Source organism: Duganella sp. HH101 (assembly GCF_001758795.1).
GTDB classification, from domain to species: Bacteria; Pseudomonadota; Gammaproteobacteria; order Burkholderiales; family Burkholderiaceae_D; genus Rugamonas; species Rugamonas rivuli.
In genome coordinates this window covers 23695-37848 of the sequence record NZ_LRON01000012.1, presented here as the reverse complement: position 1 = coordinate 37848, position 14154 = coordinate 23695, and the positions used below count along the sequence as shown (strand labels likewise).

The 14154-nt window shown below is 65.0% G+C and carries 11 protein-coding genes and 1 pseudogene; 7 read left to right on the top strand and 5 right to left on the bottom strand.

All coding sequences use genetic code 11. The features are described 5' to 3' along the window. Positions 1–39 precede the first annotated feature (39 nt). The gene (locus DUGA2_RS19165; protein WP_070271099.1) at positions 40–2175 is read left to right on the top strand and encodes a M56 family metallopeptidase; all 2136 of its coding nucleotides are present in this window, start codon (positions 40–42) and stop codon (positions 2173–2175) included. A 133-nt stretch (positions 2176–2308) separates the two neighbouring features. Further along, positions 2309–4613: pseudogene (locus tag DUGA2_RS19160) on the top strand (UvrD-helicase domain-containing protein). 70 nt (positions 4614–4683) lie between these two features. Here the strand turns inward: DUGA2_RS19160 and DUGA2_RS19155 are convergent. From DUGA2_RS19155 to DUGA2_RS19145, 3 genes are all read right to left on the bottom strand, one after another. Beyond that, positions 4684–5457, bottom strand: a complete 774-nt coding sequence (locus DUGA2_RS19155) for a BPSS1780 family membrane protein (RefSeq protein ID WP_070271093.1) — start codon at positions 5455–5457, stop codon at positions 4684–4686. Then, entirely contained in the window at positions 5454–6413 is a 960-nt protein-coding gene (locus tag DUGA2_RS19150; RefSeq protein ID WP_070267111.1) for a homoserine kinase, read from the bottom strand. Before DUGA2_RS19150 ends, DUGA2_RS19155 begins: the two co-directional genes overlap by 4 nt. Positions 6414–6492: 79 nt before the next feature. After that, entirely contained in the window at positions 6493–6897 is a 405-nt protein-coding gene (locus DUGA2_RS19145; RefSeq protein WP_070267112.1) for a hypothetical protein, read from the bottom strand. Positions 6898–7145: 248 nt separating this feature from the next. Here DUGA2_RS19145 and polA point away from each other — a divergent pair, with 248 nt between their 5' ends. The 5 genes from polA (at position 7146) to DUGA2_RS33635 (ending at position 12360) form a co-directional block, all read left to right on the top strand. Beyond that, positions 7146–9920 carry a DNA polymerase I gene (gene polA / locus DUGA2_RS19140; protein WP_070267113.1) on the top strand — a complete coding sequence of 925 codons (2775 nt, stop codon included), beginning with the start codon at positions 7146–7148 and terminating at the stop codon, positions 9918–9920. A gap of 45 nt (positions 9921–9965) precedes the next feature. Then, positions 9966–10850: a dienelactone hydrolase family protein gene (locus DUGA2_RS19135; RefSeq protein WP_070267114.1), complete on the top strand. Its 885-nt coding sequence runs from the start codon at positions 9966–9968 to the stop codon at positions 10848–10850. 185 nt (positions 10851–11035) lie between these two features. After that, entirely contained in the window at positions 11036–11737 is a 702-nt protein-coding gene (locus DUGA2_RS19130) for a ZIP family metal transporter (protein WP_008445231.1), read from the top strand. A 61-nt stretch (positions 11738–11798) separates the two neighbouring features. After that, a complete protein-coding gene (locus tag DUGA2_RS32825; protein WP_071658844.1) occupies positions 11799–12080 on the top strand; it encodes a hypothetical protein in 282 nt (93 codons plus the stop codon). Positions 12081–12117: 37 nt separating this feature from the next. Then, entirely contained in the window at positions 12118–12360 is a 243-nt protein-coding gene (locus tag DUGA2_RS33635; RefSeq protein WP_168167754.1) for a hypothetical protein, read from the top strand. On the opposite strand, the gene DUGA2_RS19120 is transcribed toward DUGA2_RS33635, so the two are convergent. Continuing rightward, positions 12357–13211, bottom strand: coding sequence for a sulfurtransferase (locus DUGA2_RS19120; protein ID WP_070267116.1), 855 nt, complete (start codon positions 13209–13211; stop codon positions 12357–12359). The genes DUGA2_RS33635 and DUGA2_RS19120 overlap by 4 nt on opposite strands. A 13-nt stretch (positions 13212–13224) precedes the next feature. Next, complete coding sequence (locus DUGA2_RS19115) at positions 13225–14148, bottom strand: DMT family transporter (RefSeq protein ID WP_070267117.1); 924 nt, start codon at positions 14146–14148, stop codon at positions 13225–13227. Positions 14149–14154 lie beyond the last annotated feature (6 nt).

Sequence of the window (14154 nt, the reverse complement as noted above, 5' to 3'; positions counted from 1 at the left end):
GATACGCAGTCATAAGATTTCACGGCAGGCAGGACGCTCATGAGCAGCGTCCTGGCCGCCCTGGTGCCCGCCATCGGCTGGGCGCTGTTGCACTTTGTCTGGCAAGGCCTGCTGATCGGCTGGGCCGTCGCGCTGGCGATGTATGCGCTGCGCGGGGCCCGTCCGCAGACCCGCTACGCCGTGGCCTGCGCCGGCATGTTGCTGTGCGCCGCGCTGCCGCTGGCCGGCATACTGGTCCAGTTGTCCGATGCCGGGCAGGGCGCCGGAGCCGCCACGCTGCTGCGCGCGCTGGCCGGGCAGGGCGCCGGTCTGGCGGACGCCGCCGGCCAGGCCGCCGCTGCCGCCGCGCCAGGCCTGCTGGGCGATGGCGCTTTCTCCTCCTTTGAAGCGCTGCTGCGGCGCCAGTTGCCGTGGGTGGTAGGCCTGTGGCTGCTTGGCGCGGTGCTGATGTCGCTGCGGCTGGCGCTGGGCCTGCAATGGGTGGCCGCGCGCACCCGCGCTGGCGAGTACACCGTCAATCATTACTGGCAGCGGCGCCTGTCCGAGCTGGCCCGCCGCTTCGACATCGAACGCCATGTGCGGCTGGGCGTGGCCGATCTGCTGGACAGCCCGATCACGGCCGGCTGCTGGCGTCCCATCGTGCTGGTGCCGGCCGCGCTGGTCAGCGGCATGCCGCCGGACCTGCTGGAAGCCTTGCTGGCGCACGAGCTGGCGCATATCAAACGGCATGACTACCTGGTCAACCTGGTTCAAAGCGCGATCGAGATCGTGCTGTTCTATCACCCTAGTGTTTGGGCGCTGTCGCGCAGGATACGGATCGAGCGGGAACAAATCGCCGACGACCTCGCAGTGGACATGCTCGGCCAGCCCCAGAGGCTGGCGAAGGCCCTGTCGGAACTGGATCGGTTCCAGTTCGACACCACACAACTAGCCCACGCGGCTCACGGAGGAAATCTCATGTCTCGTATTAAACGCCTGCTGCGTCCCGATGTCGAACCAGTCAGCTGGAAGATGGCTTTGCCCCTGATGGGTTTGTTTGCTGCCGGCGCCGTGCTCTATGCGCACGCCGCGCCCTTGCCGCCCGCCGCTGCCGCCCCGGCCGCAACGGTGGAGCTGTCCGACCCGTCCGGCCAGGTGCCGCCTGCCGCGCCGCCGGCTCCGCCAGCACCGCCTGAGCCGGCCGAACCTGCCGAGCCGATAGCGGCCGAAGCCGTGCCCGCCGTTCCGGCAGCGCCTGCCAAACCGGCCAAGCCAGCCAAGCCTGCCAAGGTGATGCGCGCCTTGCCTGCGGTGCCTGCCGTACCTGCGTTGCCCATGATGGCCGCCCCGTCAGCGCCGGCCGCGCCGGCCGCCTTGCCTGCACCGCCCGCGCCACCGGCGCCACCGGCGCCGCGTATGACTGGCGTGCAGAACTTCCGCTACGACCGTGACAGCCGCAATGCCGGCTACGCGCTGGTGCATGCCAACAAGGAAGGCATCACGGTGTCCGCTTCCCGCACGGACCTGAACAAAATCGAGACCGCGCGCCGCACCGTCAAAGGCGATTTCATCTGGTTCCGCGACGGCGACAAGACTTACCTGATCCAAGACCCCGCGGCCATCGCCAAGGCCGACGAAGCCTGGGCGCCCGTCAACCGCATCGGTGAAAAAATGGATGCGCAGGGCAGGAAAATGGACGCCCAAGGCAAGGTCATGGACGAACTGGGCCGTCAGATGGACAGGCTCGGTCATGACGTCGGCGACAAGATCCAGCTGGACATGGACCGCCAGCAGCGCCAGATGGACCGGATAGCGCGGCAGCAGGAAGCGGTGGGACGGCGCATCGAACAGGCGGCGCGCGACATGGGCGACGATCCGACGCCGGAAAGAGTACGCCGCTTCCACGAGCGCCAGGCCGCGCTGCAGGCGGAAATGGAACCGCTGCAAAAGCAGATGGCGCAATACCAGCGCGAGCTGGCGCCGCAACAGGCGAAAATCCAGGCCATGCATCAACCCATGCAGGCGCTGAGCAAGCAGATGGCGGAAGCCGGCAAGCCGATGGCTGAGCTGGGCCAGGCCATGGGCGAGCTGGGCCGCGAGCAGGCCAAGGCCAGCCGCGAAGCCGAGCGCGCCATGAAGGAGCTGATCAAGGACGCCGTCAAGACCGGCAAAGCCGTGCCCGCGCCGTCCGCGTAATTAACCGCTGGGGTCAAGTCTGACATTTGGACACGGGCTCTGCCGTAGTGTTCACTACGGCAGAGCCCGTGTCCAAATGTCAGACTTGACCCCGGAGTACTGTGTATGCAGCCAGTACCGGTATAATCACGGGATGCACAATCTTCTTCATAACCTCAACGACGAACAACTCGCCGCCGTGACCCTGCCGGCACAAAGCGCCCTGATCCTCGCGGGCGCCGGTTCCGGCAAAACCCGTGTACTGACGACCCGCATCGCCTGGCTGATTCAAACCGGCCAGGTGTCGCCGTCGGGCCTGCTGGCTGTCACCTTCACCAACAAGGCGGCCAAGGAAATGATGACGCGTTTGTCGGCGATGTTGCCGATCAATACACGCGGCATGTGGATCGGCACCTTCCACGGCCTGTGCAACCGCCTGCTGCGCACCCACCACCGCGACGCCGCGCTGCCGCAGACCTTCCAGATCCTCGATACCCAGGACCAGCTGTCGGCCATCAAGCGCCTGATCAAGGCCCACAACGTCGACGACGAGAAGTTTCCGCCGAAAGAGGTGATGTACTTCATCAACGGCGCCAAGGACCAGGGCCTGCGCGCCGACAAGATCGAACCCTACAACGCCGACGAGCGCAAGAAGTGCGAGCTCTACCAACTCTACGACGACCAGTGCCAGCGCGAAGGCGTGGTCGATTTCGCCGAGCTGCTGCTGCGCACTTACGAGCTGCTCAGCCGTAACCAGCCGCTGCGCGAACACTATCAGCAGCGCTTCAAGCACATCCTGGTCGACGAGTTCCAGGATACCAATGACCTGCAATACAAGTGGCTCAAGCTGCTGGCCGGCCACGGCGAGCGCGACGGCGGCAGCGCCTTGTTCGCCGTCGGCGACGACGACCAGAGCATCTACGCCTTCCGCGGCGCCAACGTCGGCAATATGAGCGCCTTCGAGCGCGAGTTCAAGGTGCAGAACCTGATCAAGCTGGAGCAGAACTACCGCTCGCACGGCCACATCCTCGACGCCGCCAACGTGCTGATCGCCAACAACAGCAAGCGCCTGGGCAAGAACCTGCGCACCGACGCCGGCCACGGCGAACAGGTGCGCGTGTACGAAGCCAGCTCCGACCTGGCCGAGGCGCAGTGGATCATCGAGGAAACCAAGAGCCTGATCGCCGACGGCGCCGCCCGCAGCGAGATCGCCGTGCTGTACCGCTCCAACGCGCAGTCGCGCGTGATCGAGCATGCGCTGTTCTCGGCCGGCATTCCGTACCACGTGTACGGCGGCCTGCGCTACTTCCAGCGCGCCGAGGTCAAGCACGCGATCGCCTATCTGCAGCTGATGGACAATCCGCACAACGACTCGGCCTTTCTGCGCGTGGTCAATTTCCCGACGCGCGGCATCGGCCTGCGCTCGATCGAGGCATTGCAGGCGGCCGCCGAACAGCACCGCATTTCGCTGTATGCCGCCGTCCCGTATGTGGCGGGCAAGGCCGGCTCGTCGCTGGGCGGCTTCGTCAAGCTGATCGAGGGCGCGCGCTTTGAAACGCAGCAGATGGCCCTTGCCGGAACTGGTGCGCGTGGTGCTGGAGGCTTCCGGCCTGCTGACCCACTACCAGACCGAAAAGGAAGGCGCCGACCGCATCGAGAACTTGGAGCAGATGGTCAGCGCCGCGACCCAGTTCGTGTCCGAAGAGGGCTACGGCCAGGGCGCCCCGGCCCACCTGGGCCCGCAGGCGCAGGCCCAGGCCGGCGTACCGATCGTCAACGAAGACGGCTTCGAGATCCTCGACGCCGACGCCGCGCTGCCGACCGTGATGTCGCCGCTGTCGGCCTTCCTGTCGCACGCGTCGCTGGAGGCGGGCGACAACCAGGCCACCGCCGGCCAGGAAGCCGTGCAGATGATGACGGTGCACTCGGCCAAGGGGCTGGAGTTCAACAACGTCTTCATCACCGGCCTGGAAGAGGGCTTGTTCCCGCACGAGAGCAGCTCGCGCGAGCACGACGGCGTGGAAGAGGAACGCCGCCTGATGTACGTGGCGATCACGCGCGCGCGCCAGCGCCTGTACATGTGCTTTGCGCAGACCCGCATGCTGCACGGCCAGACCCGCTACAACATGAAGTCGCGCTTCTTCGATGAGCTGCCGGAGGAATCGCTGAAGTGGCTGTCGCCGAAGGTGCAGTCGCACTGGTTCGCCAACAAGAAGTCGGCCTGGGACGAGACGCCGCTGGTCGGCTCGGACAACGCCATCGCGCAAAAGATCGCGCAGAAGTCGCCCGGCTCGGGCTGGCGCATCGGCGAGTCCGTTGCGCACGGCAAGTTCGGCGAGGGGGTGATCGTCAACATCGAGGGCAGCGGCAACAATGCCCGCGCGCAGATCAACTTCGGCAGCCACGGCATGAAGGTGCTGGACCTGAGCATCGCCAAGCTGGAGCGGCTGGGCCGTTAACCCCGCACGGCCAGGCGGGGTCTGACCCCGTTCGGGGTCAGACCCCTAAGTGCCGCGGCGGGCGTATCGCTCAGGCATGCGGGGGTGTCGCCGGCGGCGCGCTGGCCTCCGGCGTGCCGAAGATCTGGCGGTAGCAGGCGTACAGCGTGCAGTGCATCAGGACCACCATGATCAGGAACAGCGTGAAGATGGCGGTCACTTCCAGCTGCGCCGAATCGAACAGCAGCACCGGGATCGCACTGCCGATCTGGAACATCAGGAACAGCACCACGGCCGCCGCCAGGAAGGCCTTGAAGTCGCGCGCCACCGTCACCACGCTGAAGAACAGCGCCTTGGCCAGCGTCATCTTCTGCCAGTAGATCAGCGGCGCGGCCAGGCTGGTCAGCATCCAGCCCAGCATGTAGATGCCGGACGAGACGAACAGCGCGCTGCGCGAGTTTTCCAGCATGTCCTTGTCCATCGGGATCTGGCGCGTGGCCATCTTGATCAGCACGCCGTCGTCCAGCCAGCTCAGCACCGCCAGCGCGAACAGCATCACCAGCAGGTACATCAGGCCCAAGCCCAGCAGCGGTCCGCGCGCGGGCTTGCGGAAGCCGCAGAACACCAGCCGGGGCAAGGCGCGCTGCTCATGGTCGATATCGGCGCAGGCTTGCAGCAGGGCGATGCTGAACATCGGCGCCAGCAGCGTCGGCGCCACCGAGCCGAGCAGCGGCACCACCAGCGAAAACAGCGACATGAACATGCAGCAGAAGAACAGCGCCATCAGCGCGCCCGGCTGCTTGCGGAACAGCTGCAAGGCTTGCTTGACCCAATGCCAGCCGGTGCGTGCGGGAAGTTTGCTCATCCGCGCAGCTCCGGCGCCGGCGTGGCGATGCGTTCGCGCAGGATGCGCTCGAAGTGGCCGGGGTCGTGCGGCGTCAGCATCTCCGCCTCGCGCGGCAGGTGGAAGTCGTACAGGCGCGACAGCCAGAAGCGCAGCGCCGCCGCGCGCAGCATCGGCTGCCACGCGCTCTGTTCGGCGTCGGTGAACGGGCGCACGGCATGGTAGGCGTCCAGCAGGGCGCGCACGCGGGCCGGGTCCAGCACGCCGGTGTCGAGGGCTATGCACCAGTCGTTGACGGTGACGGCGACGTCGAACAGCCAGGTGTCGCAGCCGGCGAAGTAAAAGTCGAAGAAGCCGGTCAGGCGCTCGCCGTCGAACATCACGTTGTTGCGGAACAGGTCGGCGTGCACCGGACCGCGCTGCAACTGGTGATAGGTGGCGCAGGCGGCAAACGCTTCCTGGAAGTGCATCTCGGCGCGCAGCAGGTGGGCGCAGCTGTCGTCCAGGAAGGGCAGTACTTGCGGCGTGGTCTCGTTCCACCAGTCCAGGCCGCGCAGATTGGGCTGTTGCAGCGGATAGTCGACGGCGGCCAGGTGCATGCGCGCCAGCATGGCGCCGACGGCGGCGCAATGCACCGGCTGCGGATCCATCTGCGACTTGCCTTCCAGCTTGGTGACGATGGACGCGGGCTTGCCGTGCAGGGCGACGATCAGCTCGCCCTGGTCGTTGGCGACCGGCGCCGGCACCAGCACGCCGCGGTCGGCCAGGTGGTGCATCAGCTTGAGGTAGAACGGCAACTGCTCGAAGGACAGGTTCTCGAAGATGGTCAGCACGAACTCGCCGCGCTCCGTCGTCAGGAAGAAGTTGCTGTTTTCAATGCCGCTGGCGATGCCTTTGAGCGCCAGGGCTTGGCCGAGGGGAAACTGCTTGATCCACGGGGTAAGGTCATCCAGGCTGACCGGGGTAAAAACTGCCATGTGAAAACTTGATGAGGTTCGGTGGGCGGCGCCGCAGTCGTGCGGGCGCCGGGGGACGCCCGCTGGGCGGGCGTGCGCTTTATTTCACGGCTGGCGGGGCGGCGGTGTCCGACGAGCCGTCTTCTTCCGTGGTTTTTTTCTTCTTCTTGCCGATGTCGAACTCCATCACCGTCCATTGCGGGCCGCGGTTGGCGCTGCCCATGGCGTCGCCGGGCAGGGCGGTGCCGGCGGGATGGTTGGGTTTCACTTTGTAAGTGCTGGGGCCGCTTTTGACGGTCGCTTCCACCACCTGGCCACTGTTGTCACGCTTTTCCGTGATCTGGCGCTCCTGCGCCGGCTTGGCTGTCACGGTGATCGGATCGTCGGCCATTTCCTCTATCTTTTCCAGTTTTGGCGGAGCCTGGCTCGGAGTCGACTGGGCAAACGCCGTGTGGGCGAACAGCGTCAGGAGGAGGGCAGGCAAGAGGGTGGTCGTGCGCATCATGATGGATCGCCTTAGGGGTGAAAGTCGGGTGTGAAAAACCGTCAAATTTTTATGTATGATCCATTGTAACAAACAGACACGGTTCTCTGTTTTTAAAAGCCGATTTCCCCACAGTGGCGCTGGGGTATTGTTATTTTGAAAAGACGGTCGCGGGCAGGGGAAGCGCCGCCAAAACCTGCGATAATGCGCCATTCGTTCGTGGCCTAGCCGCCATTGTTGCGCGGCGCCCTCACCCATATCTAGTGTCTATGCAAAATACCCTGCTGTTAGTTGACGGTTCCAGTTACCTCTATCGCGCCTTCCACGCGCTGCCCGACCTGCGCAGCGCGGACGGCCATCCGACCGGCGCCATGCACGGCATGGTCAATATGTTGCGCCGTCTGCGCGCCGACTTCCCGGCCGCCTACATCGCCTGCGTGTTCGACGCCAAGGGCAAGACCTTCCGCGACGACATGTATCCCGAGTACAAGGCCACGCGCGCCTCGATGCCGGACGACCTGCGCCTGCAGATCGAACCCATCCACGAGGCGGTCAAGGCCATGGGCTGGCCCATCCTGATGGTCGACGGCGTGGAGGCGGACGACGTCATCGGCACGCTGTCGGTGCAGGCGGCGCAGGCCGGCCTGAACGTGGTGGTGTCCACCGGCGACAAGGACCTGGCGCAGCTGGTCAACGACAAGGTCATGCTGATCAACACCATGACCAACGAGAAGATGGACGAGGCCGGCGTGCTGGCCAAGTTCGGCGTGCCGCCGAACCGCATCATCGACTACCTGACCCTGATCGGCGACACCGTCGACAACGTGCCCGGCGTCTCCAAGTGCGGCCCGAAGACCGCGCTGAAGTGGCTGACCGCCTACGACTCGCTGGACGGCGTGATCGCCAACGCCGCCCAGATCGGCGGCGCGGTTGGCGAAAACCTGCGCAACGCGCTGGAATGGCTGCCGAAAGGCCGCGAGCTGATCACCGTGAAGCTGGACTGCGACCTGTCCGGGCACATGACGACGATCGCCGAATCGCTGGTGGCGCGCGGCGAGGACAAGGAAACGCTGCTGGCCTTCTTCAGCAAGTACGGCTTCAAGACGCTGCTGCGCGAGCTGGGCACGGCCACGCCGCAGGCACCGGTGGGCAAGGCCAGCCCCGCGGCCGCCGCTGAACCGGCGGCCGGCGGCGCCGTTTCCGCCAACCTGGACATGTTCGGCGATGCGCCCAAGCTCGACACCAACTATGAAACCGTGCTGACCGACGAGCAGCTGGACAAGTGGATCGCCCTGATCGACGCCGCCAAGCTGACCGCCGTCGACACCGAAACCACGTCGCTGGAGCCGATGACGGCCCAGATGGTCGGCATTTCGCTGTCGGTGGAGCCGGGCGTGGCCTGCTACATCCCGGTCGCGCACAGCTACCAGGGCGTGCCGGAGCAGCTGTCGCGCGAGCACGTGCTGGCCAAACTGAAGCCATGGCTGGAAGACGCGAGCAAGCTCAAGGTCGGCCAGAACCTGAAGTACGACAGCCACATCTTCGCCAACCACGGCGTCAAGCTGCAAGGCATTCAGCATGACACGCTGCTCGAATCGTATGTATTCGAATCGCACCGCACGCACGATATGGACAGCCTGGCGCTGCGCCACCTGAACCACACGACGATACCGTTCGTGGATGTGTGCGGCAAGGGCGCCAGCATGATCACCTTCGACAAGGTGGAGATCGGCCGCGCCACCGAGTACGCGGCGGAAGACGCCGACATCACGCTGCGCCTGCACCAGGCCATGATCGGCGAAGTGGAGAACGACGCCAAACTGAACTTCATCTACCGCAACATCGAACTGCCGACCGCCGTCGTGCTGCAAAAGATCGAACGCAACGGCGTGCACATCGACGCCGAGCTGCTCAACATCCAGTCGGCCGAGCTGGGCGCGCGCATTGTCGAGCTGGAAGCGAAGGCGCATGAGCTGGCCGAGCAGCCGTTCAACCTCGGCTCGCCTAAGCAGATCGGCGAGATCTTCTTCGAGAAGCTGAAACTGCCGGTGGTGAAGAAGACCCCGAGCGGCGCCCCGTCCACCGACGAGGAAGTGCTGCAAAAGCTGGCCGAGGACTATCCGCTGCCGAAAGTACTGCTGGAATACCGCAGCCTGTCGAAGCTGAAGTCGACCTACACCGACAAGCTGCCGAAAGGGATCAACCAGGAAACCGGCCGCGTGCACACCAACTACGCGCAGGCGGTGGCGGTGACGGGCCGTCTGGCCTCCAACGACCCGAACCTGCAGAACATCCCGATCCGCACCAAGGAAGGCCGCCGCATCCGCGAAGCCTTCATCGCGCCGGCGGGCAGCCACATCGTGTCGGCCGACTATTCGCAGATCGAGCTGCGCATCATGGCGCACATCTCGGAAGACGAGAACATGCTGCGCGCGTTTGCCGAGGGCGTCGACATTCACCGCGCCACGGCCGCCGAGATCTTCGGCGTGGAGAAGGACGACGTCTCCAGCGAGCAGCGCCGCTACGCCAAGGTGATCAACTTCGGCCTGATCTACGGCATGAGCGCCTTCGGCCTGGCCGGCAACCTGGGCATCGAGCGCGGCGCGGCGCAAAGCTATATCGACCGCTACTTCGCGCGTTTCTCGGGCGTCAAGCAGTACATGGACGACACGCGCTTGCAGGCCAAGGCGCGCGGCTATGTGGAGACGGTGTTCGGCCGCCGCCTGTGGCTGCCGGAGATCAATTCGCCGAACGGCCCGCGCCGCCAGGGTGCGGAGCGCGCCGCGATCAACGCGCCGATGCAGGGCACGGCGGCCGACCTGATCAAGCTCGCCATGGTGGCGGTGCAGGACTGGCTGGAAAAGGATAAGCTGCAGACCAAGATGATCATGCAGGTGCATGATGAACTGGTGCTGGAGGTGCCGGACGCCGAACTGGCGCTGGTCAAGGAGATGCTGCCGAAGCTGATGGCCGGCGTGGCGGAGCTGAAGGTTCCGCTGACCGCCGAAGTCGGTGTCGGTAAGAACTGGGACGAGGCTCACTGAGCCTCGGCGAACTGAGCTTTCGCACGCTAAATACGGAGGAATCGCATGGATGATTTGACGCAGGATGCAGAGAGTTTGTTGACCAAGACCAGTCTGTCGGACGGCGTCGACCGCCGCGACTTCCTGAAGGTGGCGCTGGGCACCGGCTTTGCCGCCGCCGCGCTGCCGGTGGTGGCGCAGAACGTCATCAAGACCGATACCGCCGGCCTGACCGCCGGCACCATCACCCTGACGGTGGACGGCGTGCAAGTACCCGTGTACCGCGCCCAGCCGGAAGGCAAGACCAATCTGCCAGTGATACTGGTGGTGTCGGAAATCTTCGGCGTGCACGAGCACATCGCCGACGTCGCCCGCCGCCTCGCCAAGCAGGGCTACCTGGCGCTGGCGCCGGACCTGTTCGTGCGCCAGGGCGATCCGCAAAAAGCCGCCTCGATCGCCGAACTGCAGCGCGACATCATCTCCAAGACGCCGGACGCGCAAGTGATGGCCGACCTGGACGCGACCGTGGCCTGGGCCAAGGCCAACGGCGGCAACGGCGACAAGATCGGCATCACCGGCTTCTGCTGGGGCGGCCGCATCACCTGGATGTACGCCGCGCACAACCCGAGCATCAAGGCCGGCGTAGCCTGGTATGGCCGGCTGCTGGGCGACAGCACTCCGGTGACTCCCAGGCACCCAGTTGATATCGCTGGATCTCTGAGCGTACCCGTGCTGGGCCTGTACGGCTTGAAGGACACCGGCATCAGCCAGGAATCGATCACGGTCATGAAGGCGGCGCTGGCCAAGGGGCCGAACAAGTCCACTTTCGTCATCTATCCGAACTCCGGCCACGCCTTTAACGCGGACTACCGCGCCAGCTACGTCGAAGCCGACGCCAAGGATGGCTGGGGCCGTCTGCTGGCCTGGTTCAAGCAAAACGGCGTCATCTAAGGGCTGTTTTTCCGGGCTTTTAGCCAAAGATGAGCACAAAACCGGGCCGGGCGGTAAAATAACGCCCCCGGCCTGCGCGCAGCGGCACGGTCCCTGCTACAAGAGGCTATAACATCGATCCCGTACTCATCTCCATCCTACTGGCCACCACGGTTGCCGGCGTCGTCAGCATCACCGCTGCCGCGGTGTTCTCGTTTACGCTGCTGTCCAAGGTGGTGGAGCGCATGGTCAGCCTGTCGGTGGGCATCATGCTGTCGACCTCTTTGCTGCACGCCTTGCCGGAAGCGTTCGAATCGGGCGCCAGCGCGCGCAGCCTGTTCGCGACCCTGCTGGCCGGCCTGCTGGCCTTCTTCCTGCTGGAGAAGACGGCCATCCTGCGCCATTCGCACCACCACGAGGGCGACGGCCACCACCACCATCACGGCCACGACAAACGCGAGGCGGGCAAGGCCGGCTGGATGATCCTGGTCGGCGACGGCATGCACAACTTCACCGACGGCATCCTGATCGCGGCGGCCTTCCTGGCCAATCCCGAGCTGGGGCTGGTGACGGGGCTGGCCATCATCGCGCACGAGATACCGCAGGAGATCGGCGACTTCATCGTGCTGCTCAACGCCGGCTTCTCGCGCACGCGGGCCTACATCTACAATTTGCTGTGCAGCCTGCTGGCGATCGCCGGCGGTTTGCTGGGCTATTACACGCTGGACCGCGCCAGCAGCCTGATACCGTATGTGCTGGTGTTTGCGTCGTCGGGTTTCATCTACATCGCCGTCAGCGACCTGATGCCGCAGATGCAGCGCCGCGCCACGCTGCGCGAAACCATCCCGCAAGTGCTGTTGATCGCCCTCGGCGTCATCATCGTGCTGTTCCTCACGCGCGGCCACTGAGCCTTGTGACCGCTCAATCCCGCGCGCTTGCGTCAGGCGGCGCCGGGAGTATCATGGCGGGATGAACTCCAGACAAAAAAAGCAAGCTGAAGCGTTAGCGGCCCTCTCCGCCGCCGATCGCGCTCGCCTTGAACGGATTGCGAGCCTTGCGGATGTCACTCCGGAGCACCTTTGGCCTGACGTCTGGCTCTACGGATTCGAGGATGTGGAGGACGGCGTGCGGGCCGATCTTGAAGCTGAAGAAGATATTGCCGCTGGCCGGACCATTCCAAATGAAGAAGTCATGGCGGAAGCAAGACGCATAGTAGAGAGTTATGCCAAGCGGAAGCGGAACGCCGGCTAAACTACCGGTGCGCTGGAATTCGCGCGCGCGAACCTCGTTGAATAACTCGCTGCACCGCATCGGGGCGCAAGATCCAAGCACCAGCATTCTGATTCAGCAACGGGTTTCGGCTGCGTTGGATGCCATCGCAATGCAGCCGGGGATAGGCACACCGACGCGGCGTCGCAATACCAGGCGCTTTCCCATTGCCAAAACCGGGCATGTTATCGAGTACACCCTTGTTGGCGGTGCAATCACGGTGACGCGCTGGGTGCGCCAGGCGCGGGTGCGAAAAATCTAGTGAGCGCCAGTCGCCACCGGCCGGGTCGGGTCGGCGCACCATTCGCTCCAGGAGCCGGGGTAGAGCGCCGCGCCCGACAGGCCGGCCACTTCCAGTGCCAGCAGGTTGTGGCAGGCCGTCACGCCCGAGCCGCATTGCATGATCGCCTGCGCCGCGCTGGCGAACAGCGGCGCGAATTCCTCTTTCAATTGCGCGGCGTCCTTGAAGCGGCCGTCGGCGTTCAGGTTGTCCTTGAAGAAGCGGTTCTTCGCGCCGGGAATATGGCCGCCCACCGGATCGATGGTCTCGTTCTCGCCGCGATAACGGTCGGCCGCGCGGGCGTCGACCACGGTGCGGGCCTGCGTGGCCAGGTTGGCCACCACATCCTCCACCGACACCGTCTCCACCAGCGAAGCCCGCTCGCTGATGCCACCGCGTGCGCGTGGCGCTTCGGGCGTCGCCATCGGCAAGCCTTGCGACTGCCAGGCGGCAAGGCCGCCGTCCAGCACCGCCACCGCCGGATGTCCCACCCAGCGCAGCAGCCACCACAAGCGCGCCGCGAACATGCCGCCGTGCGCGTCATACGCCACCACTTGCGTATCGTCGTTGATGCCCCAGCCGCGCAGCGTGTCGATCAGCGCCGCGCGCTCCGGCAGCGGATGACGGCCGCGGAACTTGCCGTCCGCGCCGACCTTGGCGCCCGACAGGTCGCTGTCGATGTTGGCAAACTGCGCGTTCTGGATATGGCCGATGGCAAAGCCGTCGCGGCCGGCGTTCGGGTTCATCAGGTCATGGCGGCAATCGAGTATCACCCAATTGTCGTCGGTCAGGTGCTGGGACAGGTCGGCGGCGCTGATCAGAGTGGTGTACATATTCCGGGTTTCCTTAGACTTCGCTGGCTATGGGGTCGGTATTGGCTATCGCCTTACCGCGCTCGGTGTTACGCGTATTGTAAAACGTTGCGGCCACACCGGACACCAGTATCACGCCTATGCCCACCCAGCTATGCCAGCTGAACACGTCGCCGAACACCAGCACGCCCCACACGCTGGAAAACACGATGCCGGTGTACTGCAGATTGGCCACCACCAGCGTCTGGCCCAGGCGATAGGCGCGCGTCATGGCGATCTGCGCGCTGGTGGCGCAGATGCCTATGCCCAGCAACAGCAGGCCGCCGTGCATGGTATGGATCGGATGCCATACCGCGCCCTGGTCGCCGGCAAACACGAAATTGCCGGCGATACCGGCTACCAGATTCATCACCGAGAAGTAGAACACCACGCGGTTCTCCGGCTCGCCCGCCAGGCCCAGCTTGCGCACCTGCATATAGGCCATGGCCGACAGCACGCTGGAGCTGAGCGCGATCAGCGCCGGCGTCAGTTGATTGGCATGGAAGGCCGGTTGCAGCAGCAGCGTCACGCCGACAAAGCTCATGCCGACCGCCGCCATCAGCGGCCACCTGACCTGGTTCCTGGCATGCCACCAGCCCATCGCGAACAGCCAGACGGCGATCCAGATCGGCGCCATGTAGTTGAGGGTCATGGCGGTGGCCAGCGGCAGCTTGGCGATGGCGTAGAACCACAACCACAGCGACACCACGCCGACCAGCCCGCGCCACAGATGGGCGCCCGGCATGGTGGTGGTGAATTTGCCGCCTTGAAGTTTGATGATGGAAAACAGCACGGCCACGCCGACCACGCCACGGTACATCACGATTTCGGATGTGGAGAATTCCTCCGAGGCCAGCTTCACGCACACCCCCATGGCGGCGAACATGAAACTGGCAAACAACATCCAAAGTGACTGCATCGTTTT

Excerpts from the sequence above, each read along its gene's own strand:
- DUGA2_RS19165 (WP_070271099.1), top strand. The coding sequence starts at position 40 with ATGAGCAGCGTCCTGGCCGCCCTGGTGCCCGCCATCGGCTGGGCGCTG.
- DUGA2_RS19155 (WP_070271093.1), bottom strand. The coding sequence starts at position 5,457 with ATGAGCAAACTTCCCGCACGCACCGGCTGGCATTGGGTCAAGCAAGCC.
- DUGA2_RS19150 (WP_070267111.1), bottom strand. The coding sequence starts at position 6,413 with ATGGCAGTTTTTACCCCGGTCAGCCTGGATGACCTTACCCCGTGGATC.
- DUGA2_RS19145 (WP_070267112.1), bottom strand. The coding sequence starts at position 6,897 with ATGATGCGCACGACCACCCTCTTGCCTGCCCTCCTCCTGACGCTGTTC.
- polA (WP_070267113.1), top strand. The coding sequence starts at position 7,146 with ATGCAAAATACCCTGCTGTTAGTTGACGGTTCCAGTTACCTCTATCGC.
- DUGA2_RS19135 (WP_070267114.1), top strand. The coding sequence starts at position 9,966 with ATGGATGATTTGACGCAGGATGCAGAGAGTTTGTTGACCAAGACCAGT.
- DUGA2_RS32825 (WP_071658844.1), top strand. The coding sequence starts at position 11,799 with ATGAACTCCAGACAAAAAAAGCAAGCTGAAGCGTTAGCGGCCCTCTCC.
- DUGA2_RS19120 (WP_070267116.1), bottom strand. The coding sequence starts at position 13,211 with ATGTACACCACTCTGATCAGCGCCGCCGACCTGTCCCAGCACCTGACC.
- DUGA2_RS19115 (WP_070267117.1), bottom strand. The coding sequence starts at position 14,148 with ATGCAGTCACTTTGGATGTTGTTTGCCAGTTTCATGTTCGCCGCCATG.